The organism is Xanthomonas bonasiae (assembly GCF_014836395.1).
Taxonomy (GTDB): Bacteria; Pseudomonadota; Gammaproteobacteria; order Xanthomonadales; family Xanthomonadaceae; genus Xanthomonas_A; species Xanthomonas_A bonasiae.
This window is the reverse complement of record NZ_JACSQX010000014.1, coordinates 88,198-108,296: the sequence shown is the minus strand read 5'-3', so window position 1 is coordinate 108,296 and position 20,099 is coordinate 88,198. Positions and strand designations below refer to the sequence as shown.

The 20,099-nt window shown below is 70.8% G+C and carries 21 protein-coding genes; 12 read left to right on the top strand and 9 right to left on the bottom strand.

What is annotated here, in order from left to right; translation table 11 throughout:
* Positions 1-41: 41 nt before the first annotated feature.
* The gene (locus H9658_RS19740; RefSeq protein WP_225210129.1) at positions 42-437 is read right to left on the bottom strand and encodes an I78 family peptidase inhibitor; all 396 of its coding nucleotides are present in this window, start codon (positions 435-437) and stop codon (positions 42-44) included.
* Between the two features lie 151 nt (positions 438-588).
* Here H9658_RS19740 and H9658_RS19735 point away from each other — a divergent pair, with 151 nt between their 5' ends.
* On the top strand, positions 589-1,806 hold the full coding sequence (locus H9658_RS19735) for a DNA topoisomerase IB (RefSeq protein WP_191826647.1): 1,218 nt from the start codon (positions 589-591) through the stop codon (positions 1,804-1,806).
* Positions 1,807-1,901: 95 nt separating this feature from the next.
* On the opposite strand, the gene H9658_RS19730 is transcribed toward H9658_RS19735, so the two are convergent.
* On the bottom strand, positions 1,902-2,258 hold the full coding sequence (locus H9658_RS19730; protein ID WP_191826646.1) for a hypothetical protein: 357 nt from the start codon (positions 2,256-2,258) through the stop codon (positions 1,902-1,904).
* Between the two features lie 139 nt (positions 2,259-2,397).
* On the opposite strand from H9658_RS19730, the gene H9658_RS19725 reads away from it, so the two are divergent.
* The 6 genes from H9658_RS19725 to H9658_RS19700 all read left to right on the top strand — a co-directional run bounded on the left by H9658_RS19725 (position 2,398) and on the right by H9658_RS19700 (position 8,094).
* Positions 2,398-2,640, top strand: a complete 243-nt coding sequence (locus tag H9658_RS19725) for a hypothetical protein (RefSeq protein ID WP_191826645.1) — start codon at positions 2,398-2,400, stop codon at positions 2,638-2,640.
* A gap of 82 nt (positions 2,641-2,722) precedes the next feature.
* Positions 2,723-3,769, top strand: a complete 1,047-nt coding sequence (locus tag H9658_RS19720) for an SDR family oxidoreductase (protein WP_191826644.1) — start codon at positions 2,723-2,725, stop codon at positions 3,767-3,769.
* A gap of 200 nt (positions 3,770-3,969) precedes the next feature.
* Positions 3,970-4,518 (top strand): hypothetical protein, encoded by a 549-nt coding sequence (locus H9658_RS19715; protein WP_191826643.1) that lies wholly within the window; start codon positions 3,970-3,972, stop codon positions 4,516-4,518.
* A gap of 150 nt (positions 4,519-4,668) precedes the next feature.
* On the top strand, positions 4,669-5,055 hold the full coding sequence (locus H9658_RS19710) for a BlaI/MecI/CopY family transcriptional regulator (RefSeq protein ID WP_053836589.1): 387 nt from the start codon (positions 4,669-4,671) through the stop codon (positions 5,053-5,055).
* Between the two features lie 3 nt (positions 5,056-5,058).
* A complete protein-coding gene (locus tag H9658_RS19705) occupies positions 5,059-6,927 on the top strand; it encodes a M56 family metallopeptidase (protein WP_191826642.1) in 1,869 nt (622 codons plus the stop codon).
* 66 nt (positions 6,928-6,993) lie between these two features.
* A complete protein-coding gene (locus H9658_RS19700; protein WP_191826641.1) occupies positions 6,994-8,094 on the top strand; it encodes a saccharopine dehydrogenase family protein in 1,101 nt (366 codons plus the stop codon).
* 347 nt (positions 8,095-8,441) lie between these two features.
* On the opposite strand, the gene H9658_RS19695 is transcribed toward H9658_RS19700, so the two are convergent.
* The gene (locus tag H9658_RS19695) at positions 8,442-9,557 is read right to left on the bottom strand and encodes a ribonuclease H-like domain-containing protein (RefSeq protein ID WP_318241481.1); all 1,116 of its coding nucleotides are present in this window, start codon (positions 9,555-9,557) and stop codon (positions 8,442-8,444) included.
* A 326-nt stretch (positions 9,558-9,883) separates the two neighbouring features.
* Positions 9,884-12,382 (bottom strand): DEAD/DEAH box helicase, encoded by a 2,499-nt coding sequence (locus H9658_RS19690; protein WP_191826640.1) that lies wholly within the window; start codon positions 12,380-12,382, stop codon positions 9,884-9,886.
* 170 nt (positions 12,383-12,552) lie between these two features.
* Here H9658_RS19690 and H9658_RS19685 point away from each other — a divergent pair, with 170 nt between their 5' ends.
* The 4 genes from H9658_RS19685 to H9658_RS19670 all read left to right on the top strand — a co-directional run bounded on the left by H9658_RS19685 (position 12,553) and on the right by H9658_RS19670 (position 14,529).
* Positions 12,553-12,834, top strand: a complete 282-nt coding sequence (locus H9658_RS19685) for a type II toxin-antitoxin system RelE/ParE family toxin (protein ID WP_191826639.1) — start codon at positions 12,553-12,555, stop codon at positions 12,832-12,834.
* Between the two features lie 14 nt (positions 12,835-12,848).
* The gene (locus tag H9658_RS19680; protein WP_179571181.1) at positions 12,849-13,139 is read left to right on the top strand and encodes a HigA family addiction module antitoxin; all 291 of its coding nucleotides are present in this window, start codon (positions 12,849-12,851) and stop codon (positions 13,137-13,139) included.
* A gap of 148 nt (positions 13,140-13,287) precedes the next feature.
* On the top strand, positions 13,288-13,950 hold the full coding sequence (gene trhA, locus H9658_RS19675; RefSeq protein ID WP_191826638.1) for a PAQR family membrane homeostasis protein TrhA: 663 nt from the start codon (positions 13,288-13,290) through the stop codon (positions 13,948-13,950).
* 126 nt (positions 13,951-14,076) lie between these two features.
* Positions 14,077-14,529: a hypothetical protein gene (locus H9658_RS19670; RefSeq protein WP_179571179.1), complete on the top strand. Its 453-nt coding sequence runs from the start codon at positions 14,077-14,079 to the stop codon at positions 14,527-14,529.
* Between the two features lie 186 nt (positions 14,530-14,715).
* Here H9658_RS19670 and H9658_RS19665 read toward each other — a convergent pair whose 3' ends face one another.
* The 3 genes from H9658_RS19665 to H9658_RS19655 all read right to left on the bottom strand — a co-directional run bounded on the left by H9658_RS19665 (position 14,716) and on the right by H9658_RS19655 (position 17,257).
* On the bottom strand, positions 14,716-15,135 hold the full coding sequence (locus H9658_RS19665) for a BA14K family protein (RefSeq protein ID WP_191826637.1): 420 nt from the start codon (positions 15,133-15,135) through the stop codon (positions 14,716-14,718).
* A gap of 223 nt (positions 15,136-15,358) precedes the next feature.
* A complete protein-coding gene (locus tag H9658_RS19660) occupies positions 15,359-15,643 on the bottom strand; it encodes a DUF2388 domain-containing protein (protein WP_191826659.1) in 285 nt (94 codons plus the stop codon).
* A 774-nt stretch (positions 15,644-16,417) separates the two neighbouring features.
* Positions 16,418-17,257, bottom strand: a complete 840-nt coding sequence (locus H9658_RS19655) for a helix-turn-helix transcriptional regulator (protein ID WP_318241480.1) — start codon at positions 17,255-17,257, stop codon at positions 16,418-16,420.
* Between the two features lie 105 nt (positions 17,258-17,362).
* Between H9658_RS19655 and H9658_RS19650 the strand changes: the two genes are divergently transcribed.
* Positions 17,363-18,256, top strand: coding sequence for an SDR family oxidoreductase (locus H9658_RS19650; protein WP_179571174.1), 894 nt, complete (start codon positions 17,363-17,365; stop codon positions 18,254-18,256).
* A 36-nt stretch (positions 18,257-18,292) separates the two neighbouring features.
* On the opposite strand, the gene H9658_RS19645 is transcribed toward H9658_RS19650, so the two are convergent.
* Entirely contained in the window at positions 18,293-19,204 is a 912-nt protein-coding gene (locus H9658_RS19645) for a hypothetical protein (RefSeq protein WP_191826636.1), read from the bottom strand.
* A gap of 225 nt (positions 19,205-19,429) precedes the next feature.
* Positions 19,430-19,996, bottom strand: a complete 567-nt coding sequence (locus tag H9658_RS23070; protein ID WP_225210127.1) for a lysozyme inhibitor LprI family protein — start codon at positions 19,994-19,996, stop codon at positions 19,430-19,432.
* Positions 19,997-20,099 lie beyond the last annotated feature (103 nt).

Below are 20,099 nucleotides of genomic sequence, written 5' to 3'. Positions count from 1 at the left end.
CGCCACCGTGCACGGCGCCTGCAGGTGCCGCCGGACGGGCCTCAGCCGCAGCGCACGCCGGTGATCTGGTTCTTGGCATCGACCTCGATATTCAGCCGTTCGCCGTCGAACTCCATCGTCACCGCCTGGTTTGGCTTGAGCACGCGCACGCTCTTGGCGCCGGTGTCGCTGCGCGCCTGGTCCAGCAGCGCCTGTTCGGCGGCCTGGCCGACCAGGCCCTGCGCCTGCGAGGCGTCGCAGGTGCCGACCGGCGGCGGCTCCGGGGCGCTGGCCGGATCCGGCGCGGCGGCCTGCTGCGCGGCGGCCTGGGCCTTGGCCGCCACCTGTTCCTGCTCGTCCGGCGGCGGCGCGGTGCACGCGGCCAGTGCCAGCGCCAGGCACGCCGTGCCGAACAGGCCGGCACGCGCGGACGCACGAGAAGAAAGGAAAGTGCTCATCGGGGCTCCTGATGGGTGGAGGGAGGACGGGTCCAGCATAAGCGCAGAAGAATCGGACAAGTCGCGTTCGCCACACGTTAACCGGCCGCCGTTGACGCGGCCTAGGCAGCGCGCTGCCGACAATCGCCGCTCCCCAACCGCTGGCGTCCCGATGTCCAACGCGTCCCGTCCCACCGCCGCCACCGAGGCGGCGCGCGCGCTGCAGGCCAGGCAGGCCGCCAGCAGCGCCGGCCTGGTCTATGTCAGCGACGACCAGCCCGGCATCGCCCGCCGCCGCGCCGGCAAGGGCTTCGGCTACCGCCTGCCCGACGGCAGCGCGGTGCGCGACGCGCCGACCCTGCAGCGCATCCGCCAGCTGGCCATCCCGCCGGCCTATACCGAGGTGTGGATCTGCACCAAGGCCAACGGCCACGTGCAGGCCACCGGCCGCGATGCGCGGCGGCGCAAGCAGTACCGCTACCACGCCGACTGGGCGCAGGTGCGCGGCGACGGCAAGTTCGAACGGATCATGGCCTTCGGCCAGGCCCTGCCGCGGCTGCGCCGACGCCTGCGCCGCGACCTGGCACTGCCCGGCTACCCGCGCGACAAGGTGCTGGCGATGGTGGTGGCGCTGATGGCCGAGACCCTGGTGCGCGTCGGCAACGCCGAATACGCGCGCAGCAACCGCTCCTACGGCCTGACCACGCTGCGCAACCGGCACCTGGCGTTCGTCAAGGGCGGCCGCGCGCGGCTGAAGTTCCGCGGCAAGGGCGGGCAGGAGCACGACATCGAGGTCGACGACGTGCGCCTGGTCAAGCTGATCCGCGGCTGCCAGCAATTGCCCGGGCAGGCGCTGTTCCAGTACCGCGACGACGACGGCCAGCTGCAGCCGGTGGACTCGGGCGAGGTCAACGACTACCTGCGCGAGGCGATGGGCGAGAGCTTCACCGCCAAGGACTTCCGCACCTGGGGCGGCACCCGCGCCGCGCTGCAGCGGCTGGCGCAGCTGCCCCTGCCCGAACCCAGCAGCGAGCGCGCGCTGAAGCTGGCGCAGAACGCGGTGATCCGCGAGGTGGCCGATGCGCTGGGCAATACCCCGGCGGTGTGCCGCAAGGCCTACATCGACCCGTGCGTGTTCACCGGCTGGCGCGGCGGCGAACTGCACGGGCTGTGCGAGCGCGTGCGCGGCGAGCGGCAATGGGACCTGGCCACGCTGAAGTATCTGGCGCGGGCGCGTGCCGCGACCCGCAAGGCGGCCAAGGCCACGCCAGCCAACAAGAAGACGGGCTCGAAGGCGGCCGGTGCCAGGTCGACGAAGTCCACGCCGCCGCGTCGGGCCGTCAGCGGTGTGGCGGCCGGGAACGCCGCGCGCTCACGCGGCCGCGCCTGAGCGCAGCGCTGGCGCGGCTGCGCCTTCAGCGTGCGTCGCGACACGGTCGCGGCAGAACTGCGCCGCCTGCGTCGCTCAACCGGCGGCGCGCGGCATCAACCGCAATACAGCGTGGTGATGTTGTTGTACGGGCCGACCTCGATGGTCAGGCGATCGCCGCCGCTCTCGCCGGCACCGCGCGATGCGCTGTCCACGCCGCTGGAAGTGGCGCCGCTGTGGCCGACGCTGCTGTTGACCACCTGCACCTTCAGGCTGTCGCTGTCGACGCGGGCGCGTTCGATGGTGGTCTGCGCAGCGGCCAGGCCGGCGGCGCCGCGGACCTTGTCGATGTGGCACTGGCCGGAGATGACGCCGTCGATCGGCTGCACCTCGGCGATCTGGGTGGTGCTGCACGCACCGAGCAGCAAGCTGGCGGCGAGGGGAACGGCGAGGGCGAGCGGATGGCGGATCATGGACGGGTTCCTTCTGCGGATAGGGCGAGCGTGTCGCGGCGGATGTTTGCGCTGCATGAAGAGATCGGCGGCCGGCTTCACCCGACGTGGCCGCGGGCTTGGCCAGACTGCGGCTTCCCCAGCCAACCGGAGCCTGACCATGGCCACCTGCGATGTCTGCGGCAACGACTACGACAAGGCCTTTACCCTGACCCAGGGCGCCCGCAGCGGCACCTTCGATTCGTTCGAATGCGCGATCCACGCCTTCGCCCCGCACTGCAGCCACTGCGATTGCCGCATCGTCGGCCATGGCGTGGAAGCCGGCGGCCGCATGTTCTGCTGCGCGCATTGCGCACAGCATGCCGGCGTCGAAGGCGTCGAAGGCGTCGCCGGCCGCGCCTAGCGCGCTTGCGCCCGATCGCTCACGTCCGTCCATCCACACCCGATGCGGCGCCATGCAGCGCCGCGTCCCGCATTCCGGAGCAATGCCGATGGCTTCCAGCAACAAGCGTCCTGCCGCATCCACCAAGACCGCTCCATCCACGCCGGCGGCGTCCCGATCCGGCGCCGCAGCCGCCAAGACCGCACGGCGACAGCGCGTCTTGCAGCGCGCGACCGATGCCGACGAGGCGCAGTCGAAAGCCAAGGCCAAGCCGGCCGCGCCGACCCAGGCCGGGGTACGCAAGCAGCGGGAGAAGATGCCCAGGCAGCACTTGCGCAAGCCGGGCAAGGAAGGCGACCTGGCGCTGCAACCGCGCTTCGAGGCGCCCGAGTACGTGGGCAGCGGCAAGCTGCGCGGCATGAGCGCGATCGTCACCGGCGCCGACTCGGGCATCGGCCGCGCGGTGGCGGTGCTGTTCGCGCGCGAAGGCGCCGACGTGGCGGTGCTGTACCTGGACGAGCACGAGGACGCGCAGGTGACCCGCGCGCACGTGGAGAAGGAAGGCCGGCGCTGCCTGACCATCGCCGGCGACGTGAAGGATCCCAAGTTTTGCGAAGACGCTGTGGCGCAGACCGTGCGTGCCTTCGGCGGCCTCGACGTGCTGGTCAACAATGCCGCCTTCCAGTTGCATTGCCATGCCCTGGAAGACCTCAGCGACGCACATCTGCAGGAAACCCTGCAGACCAACATCGGCGGCTACTTCCACATGGCGCGCGCGGCCTTGCCGCATCTCAAGCGCGGTGCGGCGATCATCAACAGCGGCTCGGAGACCGGCCTGTTCGGCAGCAAGTCGCTGCTCGACTACTCGGCCACCAAGGGCGCGATCCACGCCTTCACCATGGCCCTGGCCAGCCAGCTTCAGCCGCGCGGGATCCGCGTCAACGCGGTCGCGCCGGGCCCGGTGTGGACCCCGCTGAATCCGGCCGACAAGTCCGCCGAGGACGTGGCCGAGTTCGGCAAGAGCAGCGCGATGGGCCGCCCGGCACAGCCGGAGGAACTGTCGCCGGCCTATGTGTTCCTGGCCTCGCCGATCACCGCCAGCTACATCAGCGGCGCGATCCTGCCGGTGATGGGCGGTCCGCAGGGCTGAGCCGCAGCCTGCACGACGACCGGGTCGTTGCGACGGGAGCGACAGCGGCAAACGGCCAGCGCGGGCCGTTGCCGCTGGCCGCGCTCACGGTCCGCGCGCAGGCGAGCGGATGAGATCTACCCTGCAGAGGCCACGCATTCACAGTGGCGTGCCGATTGCGTTGTTGTCTGCATGCAGCCAGCCGCAATCGGAGATCGGCCGTGAACTACTACTACATTCCGCAGAATGCCTGGGGTCTGGTGGACGCCGGCGAAGAACGGAACACCGGCTTCTATTCCCGGCCGGGAGGGCCGTGCTCGCCGGTGGCGATCTGGTGCAAAGCCACTGCGCGCGCGGCCTATACTCATTTCGATGGCTATGCGCAGGCGGTCGATACGGCGCTTGCGGACTGGCTCGCCGACAACGGGGCGCAGAACGGCCTGAGCGTGCACGGGTACGACCAGCCGCACCTGGACGAGATCAAGGCGCAGCTGGAAGTGGCGTTGCAGGGCGCGCAGGTGACCACGCTGCGCGACGATCCGAATCAGTACTGGGCATTCATGATCGATACCGATGCAGGCCAACCGGTCTGGGTGGACGAGGATGATGTGCCGGACGAGGCGCTAGTCCCGCTGCCGGACAGCTGGCACGACTATTGGGCGGGCGCGCCGGACTGGAGGTATGGCCCCACGTTCACCAGCGCCATCAGCGATGCGCTCACCGGTTTCATCGCCAACTACAACGGCAGGTTCTATTTCGATTTCGGCTGAGCCGCGCGCCTGCGCAGCCGCGGCTCGCGCCGCAGGCGCCATGGCCAGCCCTGTCGGCAGGAGGGGGAGCAGCCAATGACCGACGACCTATTGACTACAGATGTCGCCACGGGTACGTTTGGCGACACGTGTAGTCACTGGGGCGGGCGGATGCGACGCAAATCGATCGGGGACCAGGAACTGGCCCTGCTGCAGTACATCGGCGAACAGGGCGAGGCCAGCGTCGGCGAAGTCGCCGCCGGCTTCGGCGAGACCCGCGGGCTGGCCCGCTCCACCGTGCTGACGATGATGGAGCGGCTGCGCGCCAAGGCCTATCTGCGCCGGCGCCAGGTGCAGGGTGTGTACCGCTACGCCGCCACCAGCGGCCAGGACGACGTGGTGCGCAGCGCGGTCGGCAGCTTCGTCGAGAAGACCTTGCAAGGTTCGGTGTCGCCGTTCGTGGCGTGGATGTCGCAGCGCGCCGAGGTCAGCGACGACGAATTGGCCGAACTCGAGGCATTGGTAGCCAAGTTGCAATCGCAGCGGCGGGAGGACTGAGGCATGGACACGATCTTCGGCACGACGTTGTTCGAGACCCTGTTGTCGCGGCTGCTGGCGACCAGCGTACAGGCGGCGATCCTGGTCGCGGCGATCTGGGCGCTGTGCCGCTGGTTGCCGGCATTGCCGGCGGCCACGCGCTGCCGGCTGTGGTGGCTGGTCGGCGCGCAGACCGTGCTCGGCCTGCTGTGGGCCGGTGCGCTGCAGTTGCCGGTGTTGCCGGCCGCGCCGGCACGGACCGCCATAGCCGCGACCGCATTGCCGGCCGCATCGCTGCAGGACGCGGGCGCTGCGACTGCCGCGACTGCCGCATCGCCGCATGCCGCCACGCAACAGGCCGCTGCCGCCGCGCCGCTGTCCTGGGCGCAGGCGCTGGTCGCGCTGTGGCTGGCGGGCGTGCTGCTCGGCGCGCTGCGCAGCGGCCATGCCTACCGCGCCAGCCGGCGCCTGGTGCGCACCAGCACGCCGTGCACCGATGCCGCCTTGCTCGGCGCCTTGCGCCTGGCCGCCGAAGCGCACGGCCTGCGCCAGCCGCCGCAGCTGCGGCTGTCCGCGCAGATCGATTCGCCGCAGCTGATCGGCCCGTGGCGACCGGTGCTGCTGTTGCCGGCGCGGCGCCTGGCGGCGATGCACGCCGACGATCTGGATATGGCATTGACCCACGAGCTGGTGCATCTGCAGCGCCGCGACCTGTGGTGGGGCCTGCTGCCGACGCTGGCGCAGCACCTGTTCTTCTTCCATCCGCTGGTGCACCTGGCAGTGCGCGAATACGCACTGGCCCGCGAAGCGGCCTGCGATGCGGCGGTGGTCGCCGGGCACCGGCACTGCCGGCACAACTACGCGCGGCTGCTGGTGCAGCTCGGCGTGGCGCCGCGGCCGGCGGCCGGCGTGGCCAGTGCCTCGCCCAGCTTCGTCAGCCTGAAGCGGCGGCTGCTGATGCTGCAGAGCACCGCCTCCTTCTCGCGCCTGGGCGCCGGGCTGATCACCGCCGCGATCGCGCTGGCCGGGGTCATGCCGTTGCGCCTGGTGGCCAAGCCGGCGCCGGCGAACGCGGCAGCGGTGGCTGCGCCGGCCGCCGAGCCGGTCGCCCCGGCCGCACCCGCCGCTGCCGCGCCTGCGGCGAAGGCGACCTCGATCGTGGCCAGCGTGCTGGCACGGCCCGCACCCGCGGCGCCGGCGAGCCCCCCGGAGCCGCCGACGGCGCCGGTGCCGCCGCCCGCACCCGCGGCGCCGCCGGAAACCGATGCGCCGCTGCTCACCCAAGGCCGCATGTCGCTCTCGCCGCACAACGACCGGGACGCCTACGTGCTGGTGCAGGACGGGCACAATCTGATGGACGCCTCGCTGGACGACCTGCGCGAAGCGCGTCGCCTGGCCGGCACCGACGGCGAGATCCTGTGGTTGCGCCATGCCGGCCATCGTTACGTGGTCCGCGATCCGGCGGCGCTGGCGCGCTTCCAGGCGCTGCACGCGCAGACCCTGGAGCTGGCCGATGCGCAGGCCGAGCTGGGCGACCAGCAAGGCGATCTCGGCGAGCGCCAGGGCGACCTGGGCGAACGCATGGCGGAACTGAGCGCGCAGATGGCCGAGAGCGCCGCGCGCCAGGCCGAGGCGGCGGTCGCCGCCAGCCGTGGCGCCGCCAGCCAGGCGCAGATCGAGCGCATGGCGGCGCAGCGCGCGACCGAGCAGATGCGCCGGCAGGACCTGGGCAAGCAGATCCAGGACCTGGCCAGGCAACAGGCGCAACTCGGATTGGAGCAGTCCCGACTGGGCAAGCAGCAGGCCGATGCCAGCGCGCGCGCGCGGCAGCAGGCCGAGGAGCTGATCCGCGAGGCCATCGCGCAAGGGCTGGCCACGCCGATCGGCGGCTGAGCGGTTCCCCGCAGGCGGCGCCCGCGCGGATAATCGCCGCGGACGCCGACAGGAGGGGCAAGGACGATGGCCGTTTGCAAGGTGGTGGTGCTGGGCGGCTACGGCCATTTCGGCGCGCGCATCGTGCGCGCGCTGGCGGCGACGCCGACCCTGCAGGTGATCGCGGCCGGACGCCATCCTGGCGCTGCCGCCGCCAATCTTGCCGGCGCGGACCTGGGCGGCGTCGCGGTGTGTCGCCTGGACACGGCGGCGGCGGATTTCCCGGCGCAACTGGCCGCCACCGGCGCGGACATCGTCGTGCACACCGCCGGGCCGTTCCAGGGCCAGGACTATGCGGTCGCGCATGCCTGCCTGCGGGCTGGCATGCACTACATCGACCTGGCCGACGGCCGCGCGTTCGTGCGCGACTTTCCCGCCGCGCTGGATGCGCTGGCGCGGCAGGCCGGGTGCAGCGCGATCAGCGGCGCCAGCACGCTGCCGGCGCTGTCCAGCGCGGTGGTCGATGCGTTGCGCCCACGCTTCTCGCAGTTGCACGACATCGACCTGGTCATCGCGCCGGCGCAGGCCACGCCGTTGGGCATGGCCACGGTGCGCGCGGTGCTGTCGTATTGCGGCCTGCCCTTCGACTGGTGGAGGGATGGACGCTGGCAGCGCACGCTGGGCTGGGCGGCACCGCAGCCGGTGACCTTCGCGCGGCTCGCGCCGCGTCTGGCCGCGCCCTGCGACGTGCCCGATCACGACCTGCTGGTGGCGCGCTATCCCGGCGTGCGCAACGTGCGCTTCCGCGCGCCGTTCCTGCAGCGCTGCCTGGCCGCGCTCGCGCGCCTGCGCGGACTCGGCGTGCCGCTGCCGATGCGCCCGCTGGCGGCGGTGTTCGCGCGCGCCGGGCGCTGGTTCGATCGCTTCGGTAGCGACCTGGGCGGCATGTCGGTGCAGCTGCGCGGACTGCGCGATGGCCGCCCGCACGCGGTGTGCTGGGAACTGACCGCGCCGACTCTGCATGGCCCGGAGATTCCGTGCCTGGCCGCGATCCTGCTGGTGCGCAAGCTGGCCAGCGGCGCGGCGCTGCCGGTGGGCGCGCAGGCGTGCATGGGCCTGCTGAGCCTGGCCGAGTTCGAAGGCGAGTTCGCCGCGTGGCGGATCGAGACGGCGGTGCGGGAGATCTAGGGCGGTTGCCGAGAGCCATCGGCATTGAGGCGGCCGGGTTACTACGCATCACGGCTGTTCCTTCTCCCACCGGGCGAAGGTGCCCCGCAGGGGCGGATGAGGGTACGGGCGCAGCCTCGTGCATCCAATCGAGCGCCGCGCCTGGCGCCGCACCCTCGCCCCACCCCCTCTCCCGGGGGGAGAGGGGCTAAAGCGCTGCAGCTGTTCCTTCTCCCATCGGGAGAAGGTGCCCCGCAGGGGCGGATGAGGGTACGGGCGCAGCCCCGTGCATCCAATCGAGCGCCGCGCCTGGCGCCGTACCCTCACCCCACCCCCTCTCCTGGGGAGAGAGGGGCTCAAGCGCGGTGCTACGGCGCTTCCACGAACGGCACGACCTCGCGCTCTTCGGCTTCGGCGTCGACCAGACGCTGCAGCAGCAGCGCCAGCGTCACCACGTCCTGGTGGTTGTGCGCGGCGACGCGGCGCAGGTTGCGCGCGCTGCCGCCGCGCAGGTAGCTCAGCCATGCCGCCGGCGCTTCGGAACCGGGTAGGTCGTCCTCGCGCACGATGCGCAGCAACTGGCGTTCGATCGTGGCCAGCTTGCAGTTCTCCCAGGTGCCGCGGTAACGGCGGCGGGTGGGATGCAGCAGGTCCACGTGGTCCAGCGCCGACAGCGGGTCGGCGCAGCGCGCCAGCCGGTAGCGGGTCTTCAGCAGTGGCGCGTCGTAGCAGCGGCCGTTGTAGCTGGACAGCACCGTGGTCGGCGCCAGCCAGGCGCGGAACGCTTCGAGCATGGCCTTTTCCGCGCCCATCGTGGCCATCATCAGCTGGCGGATGCGCAGGCCGGGACCTTCGACGGGATGCAGGTACCAGTCGGCCGCGCCGATCATGAAGGCGCGGGTGCCGGTGCCGCCGGCCAGGCCGGTGGTCTCGGTGTCGAAGAACAGCAGGTCCGACGGCTGCACCGCGTCCTCGCGGCGGGCGAAGGCCAGCGACAGCGCGGCGGCGGGGATCGGTTGCGGCAGGAACGCTTCGATCAGGTGCAGGCCGGGTGCGATCTCCACGCCGGGCAGGTGGCGGTCGGCCGCTTGCGGCTTGCGCGGCGCCGCGGCCGGCGCCACCGCGCGCTCGCGCATGCCGAGCAGGCGCCGCAGCGAGGCGACGTCGGCGCCGCGCCGGTCGAACGGTTCGATCGCGATCGGCGGCGCCACGGCGACGGCGGTATCCCCACCGCGCGCGGGCATCGGCATGCGCGGCGCAGGCGGAGGGGCCGCCGCATCGGTGTCGCGCGGTGGCTTGCGCAGCAACGCGGCCCGGCCTGCGGGCGATGCCGCCCGTGCAGGCGCGGTCGCCGACGCGGGAGCGCCTGCAGCGACCGCATTGCCTGCCTGTCGCGCGCCCGATGCCGGTGCACGCGGCGTATCCACGTTTGGATCGCCGGCCTGTTTGCGCAGCGCGCGCAGGCGCTCGAGGCTGATGCTCATGCGCGCTGCTCCGGCAACGCGCCGGGATCGGTGCGGACCGCGGTCGATTCGTTGCCCAGCAACGCGCTTCCCGGCGGCAAGCGCAATACGCGCAGGCGTTCTGGCTTGATGCTCATGCGCTCCGTTCCGGCAACGCGTCGGGATCGATGTGGATCGCGGTCGATCTGTTGCCCAGCAAGCGCAGCGCGTACAGGTGCTTGAGGGTGTTACTCATGCACTCCACTCCGGCAACGCGTCGGAATCTGTGTCGATCGTGGTCGATGCGACGTCCAGCATCGCATGCTGCAGAAACGCGCACGTCATGCGCAGGCACGCGTGACCGATCCTCATGCGCTCCACTCCGGCAGCGCATCCAGCTTGCTGTCGATCGTGGTGGTTTCCTCGTCCAGTGCTGCGCCACCTTCCAGCAACAGGCGCAGCACCTGCTGCGCCAGCGCCTTCGGCGTGGTCGCGCTGTCCTCCTGCGCGGCCAGCACCGGGCCGACGCAGGCCGGGCAGCCGGCCACGCAGTCGCAGCGCTGCACCAGTTCGCGCGCGCGCTGCACCAGCTCGGCCTGGCGCTGCCACAGCGGTTCGCTCAGGCCCACGCCGCCGGGGAAGTTGTCGTACAGGTACACGGTGGGGACGAACTGCTGCAGCTCCACGCCGACCGGTTCGCCGTTGTCGCCGCCGCGCAGCTGGCAGCGGCCCTTGGCGTCGGCCATCGCGAACCAGGCGCCGTCGCCGTCGCCCACCGCTTTCTGCAGGTCGCGCGCATCGGCCATCACCGCCACCGTCGCCACCACGTGCAGCGCGTAGGCCGCGCCGAGGAAGCCGTCCAGCGCGTCCTGCTTGGCCGCGAACGCCTTCAGCAGCGTGGCCTGCGGCAGCTGCCACCACACCGCGGTGGTATGCAGCTCCTGGTCGGGCAGGGTGACCGGGCCGTAGCCGATGTTCTCGTGGGTGTAGTAGCGGATCTTCTTGTAGCCGGCCACGCGCCGCACCACGTGCACCTCGCCGTGGTGGCTGTCGCCGCGCCCGGCCGCGCCGCCGTCGAAGCGGTCCAGCACCTTGAGCTTGGTGAAGTCGATGCTGTCGGTGTAGTAGTCCACGTGGGTACGGGTGACGTAGGCCTTGCGCCCCTCCCAGTCCAGCTTCTCCACCTGGTACGGCGTGCTCTGCACCATGTGGATCGCGCCTTCGTACAGGGTGAGCGCGGCGGCGGAATAATCCACCTCGGCGATGATCTGCTGCTTGCCGTCGGTCTTGTCCACCACCACGAAATTGCCGTCGGCCACCGAGCGCAGGCTCACCGCGTTGGCCGGGTAGCTGTCGGCGATCCACTCCCAGCGGTCGCCTTCCTGGTGCACCACCTCGCTCTCGGCCAGCGCTTCCAGGAACACCGCCGGATCGACCGGGCCGAACGCCTCGCCGGCGACGAAGGTCAGCTCGAACGCGGCGCAGCGGATGTGGTCGAACAGGATCAGCGGCTGGTCCGGGGCGATGCGCGCGTGTTCGGGCGAGGCATCGGCGAAGAAGTCCGGATGCCGCACCACGTACTGGTCCAGCGGCTGCGAGCTGGCCACCAGCACGCCCAGCGACGGTTGCTGGCGGCGCCCGGCGCGGCCGAAGCGCTGCCAGGTCGCGGCCACGCTGCCGGGGTAGCCGTTGAGCACCACCACGTCCAGCGAGCCGATGTCCACGCCCAGTTCCAGCGCCGAGGTGGAGACGATGCCGTCGATGCTGCCGGCGCGCATCGCGCGTTCGGCCTCGCGGCGCTCGGTCGGCAGGTAGCCGCCGCGGTAGGCGCGGATGCGCGGCGGCTTGCGCGGGTCGTGGTCGAAGATGTCCTTCAGGTACTTGGTCAGCACTTCCACCATCAGCCGGGTCTGCGCGAACACCAGCGTTTTGAGCCCGGACTTGATCGCGATGCGCGCGATGCGGTTGCTCTGCGAGCGCGCCGACGCGCGCAGGCCCAGGTCGGCGTTGACCACCGGCGGGTTCCACAGCAGCACGTGCTTGTCGCCGGACGGCGCGCCGGACTCGGTGATCGCATGCACGCGCTGCTCGATCAGCGCCTCGGCGTGCGCGCGCGGATTGCCGATGGTGGCCGAGCACAGGATGAACTGCGGATTCACCCCATAGAACGCGCAGATGCGCTTGAGCCGGCGCAGCACGTTGGTGACATGGCTGCCGAACACGCCACGGTAGGTATGGATCTCGTCGATCACCACGTAGCGCAGGTTCTCGAAGAACTGCGCCCACTTGGTGTGATGCGGCAGGATCGCCTGGTGCAGCATGTCCGGGTTGCTGACCACGATGTCGCCGTGCAGGCGGATCGCCTGGCGCGCATCGCCCGGGGTGTCGCCGTCGAAGGTGAAGGCCTTCACTCCCAGCTCGCCGGCGCGGTTGAGTTCCAGCAGCTCGGCCACCTGGTCCTGCGCCAGCGCCTTGGTCGGGAACAGGTACAGCGCCTTGGCCTGCGCGGTCATCGCCGCGGCCACCACCGGCAGCGTGTAGCACAGCGACTTGCCCGAGGCGGTGGGCGTGACGATGGCCACGTGCTCGCCGCGCTGCGCCGCGTCCCAGGCCTCGGCCTGATGGCTGTACAACTGCTCGATGCCGCGCGCCTTCAGCGCCGCGACCAGCGCCGCCGGCACGTCGTCCGGGATCGGCGCATAGCGGCCCGCGCGGCCGGGGATCATGAAGCTGCCGGTGATGCGGTCGTGGTAGCGCCGCTCCAGCCGCTCGGTCAGCAGCGCGCCATCGCGCGAAGGCTCGCCGCCGGTGGTGGACAGGGCGCGCTCGGCGTCCTCGGTGCGGCGGGCTAGGGCGTGGGCGGGCATGGGGACGGCTCTCAAAGCGGGACAGGGAAGCGGAAACGCGTCTCAGGGTATGAGACAGCGGCCGACCGGGCGAGGGCAGCTGGCTGAGCGGATTCAGTCAGCGCGGTGGAACATGCCCGTGACCCCTATAACGGATTGCGTTATATAGCGGATGGCGTTATGGTTGCTGCGTGATCCGGAACTTCGTCGACAAGGAAGCCGATAAGATCTGGCAGGGCACGCCTTCCCGGCGATTGCCGGCCGATATCCAGGCCGTGGCTCGGCGCAAGCTGCGTATGCTCAACAGCGCGGCCACGCTGGACGACTTGCGTGTTCCGCCGGCTAATCGCCTGGAAGCGTTGAAGGGGAACCGCAAGGGCCAATACAGCATCCGGATCAACGATCAATGGCGCGTGTGCTTCCAATGGAAGGACGGCGATGCGCTGGACGTGGAAATCGTCGACTACCACTGACCCATCGAGCCGTCATGAAGACCCTGCCCAACATCCACCCCGGCGAAGTCCTGCTGGAGGAATTCCTGATCCCGCTGGGCATCAGCCAGAACGCACTGGCGCGTGCCGCCGGCGTGCCGCCGCGCCGCATCAACGAAATCGTGCTCGGCAAGCGCAGCGTCAGCGCCGACAGCGCGATCCGGCTGGCCGCCGCGCTCGGCACCAGCGAGCGCTTCTGGCTCGGCCTGCAGGCCGACTACGACCTGGAACAGGCGCGGCGCGCGCTGGGCGCGCAGGCCCGGAAGATCGAGCGCATCGCGGCGTAGACCGCGCAGGTGCGTCGCCGCCGTCGCGATGCCGGCCGGCGACGGCGCGCGCGGGCCGACAACGCTGACCTGATCGTCGCGGCCAGCGCGTATCCTGTGCTCCCCCCTCGCGCAGCGGCGCCGTCCCCCGACGCGTCGAAGACTCGCCTTGTCCGTGCCCGCTCTCGCTCCCGCCGCACATTACAAAACCGCCGGTGCCCGCCGCGCCGACCTGATCGTGCACGCCGCCGGCCTGCTGCTGTCCATCGTCGGCGGCGCCATGCTGATCTGGCGCCCCCACGCCAACCACGCGCTGCTCCTGGCCACCTGCGTTTACGCGCTGGGAATGCTGGTGATGTTCGCCTGCTCGGCGGCCTACAACTTCGCTCCGCCGCAGCGCCAGCCGATCCTGCGCAAGCTCGACCACGCCGGCATCTTCGTGATGATCGCCGGCTCCTACACGCCGCTGTTCGTACTGGCGCTGTCCGGCGCCTGGGTGTGGTCGATGACGCTGGCGGTGTGGGGCGTGGCGCTGTTCGGCGTGTTCGCCAAACTGTTCCTGCCCGGCATCAGCAAGGGCTTCTGGGTGGCGATCTACCTGCTGCTGGGCTGGGCCGGCATCGTCGCGATCAAGCCGCTCATGGCCAGCCTGGACAGCGCGGTGCTGTGGTTCATCGCCGCCGGCGGCATGTTCTATACCGTGGGCGTGGGCTTCTACGTGCGCAAGTCGATGGTCTACAACCGCGCCATCTGGCACGCGCACGTGCTGGGCGGCGCGCTGTCGCACTGGTGCGCCATCTGGTTGTGCCTGCAGCCGTTGCAGACGGCCTGAGGGCCTGGCAGAAGCGAGCGTTGCCAGAGCGGCGTGCGCTGGTCATGCCGCCGCGGTGGTGACGTTCAGCCGCCGACCGTAAGCTCGGCACCTGCCATGGCGATGCATGGAAAAGGACCGATCCCGATGTGCAATGCCGCGCGTTTCGTCGTTGCCGCCGCGCTGCTTGGCGCGGCCGCGCAGGCGCATGCCCAGCAGGCCGAGCCCGCGCCCGCCGCGCCCAGCCCGCCGCAACAGGACATCCAGACCCTCGACGAAGTGCGCGCGTTGCCGCCGGACGTGGAGCAGCCGCTGGACCTGTACCGCTTCAAGAACCCGGTCAGCGCCCAACCCAACCGCTTCGACAAGGATTGGCGGCCACCACCCTCGGTGGAACAGGTCAGCCAGGGCGGCGGCTACATCGCGCTCGGCGTCTATTACGTTGCCGGCAAGGTCGCCAAGGGCCTGCACACCCTCACCGGCGCACCGGACCAGATCCAGGCGGCGGTCGCCCGCCCACCGCCGTTGAGCGATGCGCAGATCCGCCGCGCCGCGGAACTGTGCGACGCGCAGAACGCGGACTGCGCTGGGCAGCAGTGAGCGTGTCCGGGCTGATGCAGCCACTGGTCCGAGCCGCTCGCCGGGCGAGGCCGCTGATCCCGTAGAAGACTGCGCTGCTGCACTTCGGTAGTCGTCCAGGCTCGCGTGCTTCGCGCTCACCCGGCATCGAGAAGCCTGCTCCGCCTTCTGCGCGGCTTGCGCAGAACGCGGGCAGGCGCTTGCCGGCTACAGCGAGCAGCGCAGGCGGCGGCCGCGGTGGACGAAGGTGTCGGTGCGCGCGTCGTAGCTGCGGTAGCGCTGCTGGCAGGCGCGCACGTGGCGATACCAATCGTCGTGCCGCGCGCGGTGCGCGGGCGGGTTGCCCGGACGCGGGCCCCACTTGGGATCCCAGCGGCCGTAGCGCCTGTCGTCCGGGTGGTCGTCCCTGCGGTGGTCGTCGCGGTGGTCGCCGGGCCGATCGTCGCGGCGGTTGTCGTGCCGGGCTTCGTCGTGGCGGGCGGGAGCGAGTTGGCCAGGCCGCGGCGGGTCGTCGTGACGCCGGTCGTCGTCGTGACGGTCCTGGGGCGGGACCTGGTCCGCGCCTGCAACGGCGGGAAGGCCGGCGGCCAGGGCGCAAGCGATCACAACTCCAAGCATCTTGTTCATTCGATTCTCCATGGGCGGGTAACGCACTGCGTGCGATCCGGCGCTGACGCTACGCGCACCGGTACGGTGACGCCGTGATGCCGTCCGTCCGTGCAGGCGGCCGGCCGCCTGGAGACCGTGGACGATCAGCGAATGCAGCGTGGCTGGCGGGGAGCCATCGCCGAATGGCGGCCGGGATGCCGGATGGGGCCGCCGCCGGGTGACGGCGGTCGCCGGCCAGCTGTCAGCGCGCGAGGATGGCCTGGGCCAGCTGCAGGTCGCTGGCCTGGCGCGCGCCCGGGTCGCGTTCGCGCAGCGAGCGCAGCGCCGATTCCAGTTGCGCGCCGCGGATGCGGCCGTCGCTGGCGACGAAGCTCGCGGCATCGTCGCGCGCCTGCAGCACCACTTTGTCGTCGCCGGAGCTGCTGCTGCCGGCCGAGGACGCGCCGGCGGAGGTGCCGGCGAAGCTCGAGGCCTGGGCTAGCATCGGCAGGGAAAGGCTCGCCAGCAACGCGCCGGCCAAGGTGATCTTGTTCGTGGATATCGCTCCAGGGTGGGTGCAGCGTCTTCCCGGCGTTCGGCGCCGGACGTTCCGACATCGCCGCAGCAGATTGCCGCAGCGATCGCATCATCGCGTCGAATAGCGCTGCGCGCTGCAGCGCTCCGATGCGCGCCGCACTGCCGGCGCTGGTCCGCGCTGCCGATGCTGTGGCGGCGTCGCGGGCGCGGACGCCTGCGACGCGCTACCGACGCCTGGGCGTTCAATCGCGCTGGCCGCAGCGGACCGAGCGACTGCGCGACAGCATCGCAGCGATCGTGTGCAGGCGCCGGCTCATCCAGCCGGCTGCCGGGCGCGCACGCGCCGACGGGATCTCCGGGAGGTCGAACAGCGCCTGCTCACCCGGACGCAAGGGGGGCGAGGAAGCGGAAGGCGTGGGATGGTGCGGCTTCATGGGGAGAGGCCTGGCGGGGTGGCAAAAACATTGGGGGGAACGAACGGCACGATGCAGCATTGTTGCTACGCGACGGCGACGGGTCAGCCCTGTCGTCGTTGCCTGCTCGGAACGCGATCTCGAACAGCTTGTATAAAAACCAAACTGTACGGTTCTATTATTGGGTGACTGTCTGTTGTTGTCAACACGAAAGCCAGGAAGCAGTTCAGCTCGCGGTGACCATTCGATGCGCCGCCTTGCCCGTGTCTTCCCGCTACGCCGAAATCGATGCGTCGCCGGCGTTGCGCGATCGTCTGCGCTGCACCAGCCGCTACAGCCGACACATGCAGCGCATCCGCCGCCAGGCCGATCTAACCGTCCGCGTCTTGCATGCCTTCCAGCAACGCGGCGATGCGCGCGGCGTCCTGCGTGGTGGACGCGGTGTACACCACCAGGCCGAGGTCGGGCTGGCCATCGACGGCGAAGGCGGAGTATTCCAGGCAGATCGGTTCGCGGCCGGGCTTGTGGATGGTCTTGCTGCCTTCGCCATGGCTGCGCACGTCGCGCTCGTTCCAGAGTTCGCGGAAGCGCGGGCTGGCCTGGCCGAGTTCGGCCACCAGCTGTTCGGCGCGTTGGGCGACGGCGGCACCGGCGCGCGCGGTCTCGGCGCGGAAGGTGGCCACGGCGAAGCGCGCGACCCGTTCCCAGTCGGGCATGGTCTGCGCCGCAACGGGCCGGCAGAACACCAGGCGCAGGATGTTGCGCTCGGCCGGCGGCAGCTGGCCGTAGTCGGTGAGCACCGCGCTGGCGGCGCGGTTCCAGGCCAGCACGTCCCAGGCGGCGGTCTTGACGTAGGCCGGACTCAGCGGCAACGCGTCGAGCACGCGCCGCAATCGCGGGGTGACCTGCGCCGGCACCGGCCCGTGCGTGCGCGGCGGGCGCTGCTGCGCCAGCAGGAACAGGTGCTCGCGCTCGTCTTCGTTGAGATCCAGCGCGGCCGCGATGCGTTGCAGCGCATCGGCCGAAGGCGCGCCGCCGCGGCCCTGTTCCAGCCAGGTGTACCAGGTGGCGCTGACGTGGGCGCGCTGCGCCACTTCCTCGCGGCGCAGGCCGGGCGTGCGCCGGCGCGCGGCGGGCAGGCCGAACGCGGCCGGGTCAAGGCGCGCGCGCCTTTCGCGCAGGTAGTTGCCGAGTGGATTGTGCTCGCTCACGCCGCTGTCCTGCCTGTTAGTGGCCATACCGGTATCGCGCCTCGGCTGCAGTGCCGCGGCGGTCTGCGACAGGATGCACCGCATTCCATCCTCAAGGAGATTGCCATGCATGTGTTCGTGACTGGCGCCACCGGCTTCGTCGGCTCGGCCGTGGTGCGCGAGCTGTTGGATGCCGGGCATCGGGTCACCGGCCTGGCCCGTTCCGACGCGTCGGCTGCGGCGCTGCAGGCGGCCGGTGCGCAGGTGCACCGCGGCGCGCTGGATGACGCCGACAGCCTGCGTCGCGGCGCGGCAGCGGCCGATGGCGTGATCCATACCGCCTTCATCCACGACTTCGCCCATTACCTGGACAACTGCCAGGCCGATGGGCGCGCGATCGCCGCGTTGGGTGCGGGGCTGGCCGGCAGCGACCGCCCGCTGCTGGTGACCTCGGGCACGGCGGTGTTGCCGCAAGGCCGCCTCGGCATCGAGGCCGTGCGCGCCGATCCGGCGAATGCGCCGCCGCGCGCAATTTCCGAGACCGCGGCGCTGGCGTTGCTGCCGCAGCGGGTGCGGGCGATGGTGTTGCGGCTGCCGCCGTCGGTGCATGGCGAAGGCGACCACGGTTTCGTGCCCATGCTGATCGGCATCGCCCGCGACACGGGCGTGTCCGCCTACGTGGGCGACGGCACCAATCGCTGGCCGGCGGTGCAGCGCACGGATGCGGCGCGGCTGTACCGGCTGGCGCTGGAGCGCGGGCAGGCCGGTGCGTGCTATCACGGCAATGCCGAGGAGGGCGTGGCGTTCGGCGAGATCGCTGCGGCCATCGGCCGGCACCTGCAGTTGCCGGTGCGCGCGGTACCGGCCGAGGCAGCGCCGGCGCAGTTCGGCTGGATGGCACGGTTCGCCAGCCAGGACGTCCCCGCCTCCAGCGCATGGACGCGCGAACGGCTGGGCTGGCAGCCGACCGGCCCGGGCCTGCTGCAAGACTTGGACGGCGCCGGCTATTTCGCCGGTTGAGCCGCCCGCGGGTGACGTTTACCCGCGTTGCCGACCTCAGCCGCAGGCCCAGTCGAATTGCATGTCCTTGAAGTCCAGTTGCGCATTGCCGCCGCCGAAGTTGTAGCCGCCGAATTCTTCTTCGAACCCGATGTAGTACGGGCTTAATTCCGGCACGTTCTGCACCGGGCGCATGGTGCCGCCGAGGTGGTTGGCGGCGTGGCCGGCGGCCCAGTCGTGTTCGCGGTAGTTCTCTGTCGCGATCTCGCCGTCCAGCCAGTAGTGGAACGGCTGGTAGTCGCCATCGCCGGGCGTATCGCCGAAGTATTCCCGCGGCGGCTTGCCGGCGTTGGGATCGTTGGCGCGCGCGCTCAGCTTGAACGGGCGATGGACGGTGTGCGGGTCGTGCGCTTCCAGCAGCGGTATCTCCCGCCGCTCCCACGCAGCGAAGCCGGCCGCCGCCCCGGCGCCGAACCACTGCGGCACGGCCAACACGTGCTGCAGCGGACTGTCCACCAACGGTGGCGGTGGGCAAGGCGGGCCATCGACTTCGTCCTGGCTCAGCAGGATCACCGCGTAGGCGCAGCCCAGGATGTCGCGCATCCGCGACAGCCGCGGATGCGCCTGCCGCGCGCGTTCCCAGAAGGGCAGCAGCGCCGCGTCGTCCGGCGGCAGCGGGCTTGGCGCATCGACCACGTCTTCCATGCCATCCGGCCCGCCGATCGGCCCGCCGTCGTTGTGATCCAGCGAAGTGGCGAAGAACGACAGCGCCACCACGTCGGCACCATGCACGCGATAGTCCGCCGGCAGCCGCAAGGTGAAGCCGTGCAGCATCGGATAGCCGCTGTGCGGATCCAGCGGCCACTGCGCCGGGCGAATCCCGGGCGGCAGGCCGAAGCACCAGCCATCGCTGTCGCGCGCCGGTGGGCCGCTGCGCCAATCGTCCAAGGCGATGTCGTATGCCTGCATGCGGTCGTTCCCGGTTTACGGATCGATGAGATGCGCCGCTGCCGCCTGGACGGTGGAAGGACGCCTGTAGGAGCGGCTTCAGCCGCGACAGGAAACACGGTGAAGCACATGCCGTCGGGTCCTGTCGCGGCTGAAGCCGCTGCTACAGGATCCGGCGGCACGTCGCGCCACCTTGCAGGCGCGACGTCGCCACGACGTTCGACCTGCTGTCACGCGTGGGCCAGTTCAGCGTGCCGCGCCCAGATATTTCTCCAACTCGTCGGCGCGCGCGCAGAGCCGCCACAGCGCCGCTTCGGCGCGCTGCAGGCTTTCCGCCTGGGTGCCGCCGTAGAGCGAATTGTCCAGATCTTTGGCCTGAGCATTGGATTGCTCCCAGGCGTACTGCGCGTCCATCAAACGCGAGCGCGCATTGCCGTCGAGCTCGTAGCGCAGCCGGTCGTAGACTCGCTCCAGGCGATCCTCCTGCAAGGTCTGCTCGCGCTCGATGCAGCGCTCCTGATCGACCCCGCCGCGCGCCTGCTTGCGGCAGCTCAGGTAGGTGGCCGACAAGCCCCTGGGTGCGCCCGAGTTTTCCTGCGGCGGAGGTTGCTGCTGTTGCAACTGCTGAAGTTGTTGCAGTTGCTGCTGCATCAGCTGCTGCTGCTGTTGCATCTGCTGTTGCTGCAGCAGCTGTTGTTGTCCCTGCTGCTGCGCACCGGCCTGGGCACTGGCGGCCGCAGCGCCCAGCAACACGACCCACAACAGCCAGCGGCGCTTGTTTTCCCTGGTTCCCATGCGTCCTTCCCCTTGCATCGTTCCATTTGCGAAGACAGCTTTACAAGCCTGCAGTTAATGTTTTGCTAAGAATACGCGGCACGCAGCGATCCTGGCAGTGTCGACCCGCAATGCGATGCCC

What these genes read in the sequence shown, in the direction of transcription:
- H9658_RS19670 (WP_179571179.1), top strand. Translation starts at nt 14,077, where the DNA reads ATGTGCAATGCCGCGCGTTTCGTCGTTGCCGCCGCGCTGCTTGGCGCG.
- H9658_RS19725 (WP_191826645.1), top strand. Translation starts at nt 2,398, where the DNA reads ATGGCCACCTGCGATGTCTGCGGCAACGACTACGACAAGGCCTTTACC.
- H9658_RS23070 (WP_225210127.1), bottom strand. Translation starts at nt 19,996, where the DNA reads ATGCAAGGGGAAGGACGCATGGGAACCAGGGAAAACAAGCGCCGCTGG.
- H9658_RS19665 (WP_191826637.1), bottom strand. Translation starts at nt 15,135, where the DNA reads ATGAACAAGATGCTTGGAGTTGTGATCGCTTGCGCCCTGGCCGCCGGC.
- H9658_RS19700 (WP_191826641.1), top strand. Translation starts at nt 6,994, where the DNA reads ATGGCCGTTTGCAAGGTGGTGGTGCTGGGCGGCTACGGCCATTTCGGC.
- H9658_RS19710 (WP_053836589.1), top strand. Translation starts at nt 4,669, where the DNA reads ATGCGACGCAAATCGATCGGGGACCAGGAACTGGCCCTGCTGCAGTAC.
- H9658_RS19680 (WP_179571181.1), top strand. Translation starts at nt 12,849, where the DNA reads ATGAAGACCCTGCCCAACATCCACCCCGGCGAAGTCCTGCTGGAGGAA.
- H9658_RS19740 (WP_225210129.1), bottom strand. Translation starts at nt 437, where the DNA reads ATGAGCACTTTCCTTTCTTCTCGTGCGTCCGCGCGTGCCGGCCTGTTC.
- H9658_RS19690 (WP_191826640.1), bottom strand. Translation starts at nt 12,382, where the DNA reads ATGCCCGCCCACGCCCTAGCCCGCCGCACCGAGGACGCCGAGCGCGCC.
- H9658_RS19645 (WP_191826636.1), bottom strand. Translation starts at nt 19,204, where the DNA reads ATGCAGGCATACGACATCGCCTTGGACGATTGGCGCAGCGGCCCACCG.
- H9658_RS19730 (WP_191826646.1), bottom strand. Translation starts at nt 2,258, where the DNA reads ATGATCCGCCATCCGCTCGCCCTCGCCGTTCCCCTCGCCGCCAGCTTG.
- H9658_RS19705 (WP_191826642.1), top strand. Translation starts at nt 5,059, where the DNA reads ATGGACACGATCTTCGGCACGACGTTGTTCGAGACCCTGTTGTCGCGG.
- H9658_RS19695 (WP_318241481.1), bottom strand. Translation starts at nt 9,557, where the DNA reads ATGAGCATCAGCCTCGAGCGCCTGCGCGCGCTGCGCAAACAGGCCGGC.
- H9658_RS19720 (WP_191826644.1), top strand. Translation starts at nt 2,723, where the DNA reads ATGCCGATGGCTTCCAGCAACAAGCGTCCTGCCGCATCCACCAAGACC.
- H9658_RS19650 (WP_179571174.1), top strand. Translation starts at nt 17,363, where the DNA reads ATGCATGTGTTCGTGACTGGCGCCACCGGCTTCGTCGGCTCGGCCGTG.
- H9658_RS19735 (WP_191826647.1), top strand. Translation starts at nt 589, where the DNA reads ATGTCCAACGCGTCCCGTCCCACCGCCGCCACCGAGGCGGCGCGCGCG.